Source organism: Vibrio splendidus 12E03 (genome assembly GCF_000272105.2).
Classification (GTDB): Bacteria; Pseudomonadota; Gammaproteobacteria; order Enterobacterales; family Vibrionaceae; genus Vibrio; species Vibrio splendidus_I.
On sequence record NZ_AJZD02000206.1, the window covers coordinates 1 to 1,847 of the forward strand.

The 1,847-nt window shown below is 44.5% G+C and carries 1 protein-coding gene; it reads left to right on the forward strand.

Features of this window, described 5'->3' with window-relative positions; genetic code table 11:
• Window positions 1-1,525 (forward strand): BCCT family transporter (locus A142_RS13820; protein WP_019820749.1); only part of this gene is annotated, 1,525 nt, incomplete at its 5' end.
• Between the last annotated feature and the right edge of the window lie 322 nt (window positions 1,526-1,847).

The following is a 1,847-nucleotide window of genomic DNA, read 5'->3' on the forward strand; positions in this document are numbered from 1 at the left end:
GGGTTTTGATGTTCATAACCCAGTATTTGGAATCAGTGCAGGGGCGATCATTATCTTCCTGCTGGCACTTCTAGTCGCAGACCCTGAAACCGCAAAAGCGGCGCTTGATGGAATCAAATGGAAAGTCATTGGTAACTTCGATGGTTTCTTCATGTGGGCAGCAAACATCTTCGTAATTTTCTGTTTTGCCCTCATTGTCTCCCCGTATGGCAAGATACGTATTGGTGGCAATGATGCCAAAGCAGAGCACTCAAACCTATCTTGGATGTCGATGTTATTCGCCGCAGGAATGGGTATTGGCTTAATGTTCTGGGGTGTGGCTGAGCCAGTGGCTTACTTCACTGGCTGGTATGAAACGCCACTAGGTGTTGAAGCTTACTCTCCTGAAGCGGCTAAGTTGGCACTTGGTGCAACCATCTACAATTGGGGCTTACACGGCTGGTCTATTTACGCTGTTGTTGCTCTAGCTCTTGCCTTCTTCACTTTCAATAAAGGTCTGCCTCTTTCAATCCGCTCGATTTTCTATCCTATCTTGGGTGACAGAACTTGGGGTTGGTTTGGTCATATCGTTGATATCGTGGCGGTACTGGCAACCTTGTTCGGCCTTGCGACATCGTTAGGTTTAGGCGCTCAACAAGCAACAAGTGGTATTAACCATGTATTTGGTACCGATGGCGGTATTGGCATGCAGCTGATTGTTATCGCAGTGGTTACTTTCTTAGCGACAATGTCCGTGGTTCGTGGCATCAACGGTGGTGTAAAGCTTCTGAGTAATGTGAACATGCTGGTTGCTTTGGGCTTACTTATCTTCGTTACCATCGCTGGTGGCATGGCGGGTATTAAAGCAATCCCAACCGCGCTAATGGGCTACATTGAAAACTTCATTCCCTTAAGCAATCCTCACGGTCGTGATGACGAAACGTGGATGCAAGGTTGGACGGTATTCTACTGGGCATGGTGGATGTCTTGGTCACCATTCGTAGGCATGTTCATCGCTCGTATCTCTAAAGGTCGAACGATTCGTGAATTCATCATTGCTGTATTGTTCATCCCAACGACAGTAATCATCATCTGGATGGCTATTTTCGGTGGCATCGCGATTGATCAAGTGGCGAACAAGGTGGGCGAGATTGGTGTGAATGGTCTGCAAGATATTACACTTTCTCTTTTCCATACTTACGATGCTCTGCCAATGAGCTCTGTGCTTTCAGTGGTATCGATTGGTTTGATTATGGTGTTCTTTATCACCTCTTCTGATTCAGGCTCATTGGTTATCGATAGCATTACCTCTGGCGGTAAAGTGGATGCACCGGTTCCACAACGTGTATTTTGGGCGTTGATGGGCGGCGCGATTGCAGCGGTTCTACTATGGGTTGGTGGTACGGAATCTATTCAAGCACTGCAAGCTGGAACGGTATCAATGGCGCTACCATTTGCCTTCATATTATTGCTTATGTGCCTAAGCTTATTGCTAGGTTTACGAACTGAAAATCAATTGGTTAAGCACCAAAATGCTTTGAGTTAAAAGTATTTTTGATAAAAAGGTCGACAGGGTCGACCTTTTTTTCGTCATAAACTTGAGTAATTACGTGAATATTGTTTGAAATTCAATCGAACCGATTCTGGTTTACTGAAAACAACAAGTTAACCTGCTAAACTTCAGACATCCAAGTATTTGAATTATTGTGACAACAGCTTGTACTACTTGGATCGTAGGTTCGAGTTTGTAATTAAGTCGCAGGTAAGTAAGGAATACGAGGTCAATAGATCCTAATAGTATTCCGTAGAGAGGGATAATGACTAAAGGTATAGATAAATACAGTATCGACAGTACGGATTACACTGTC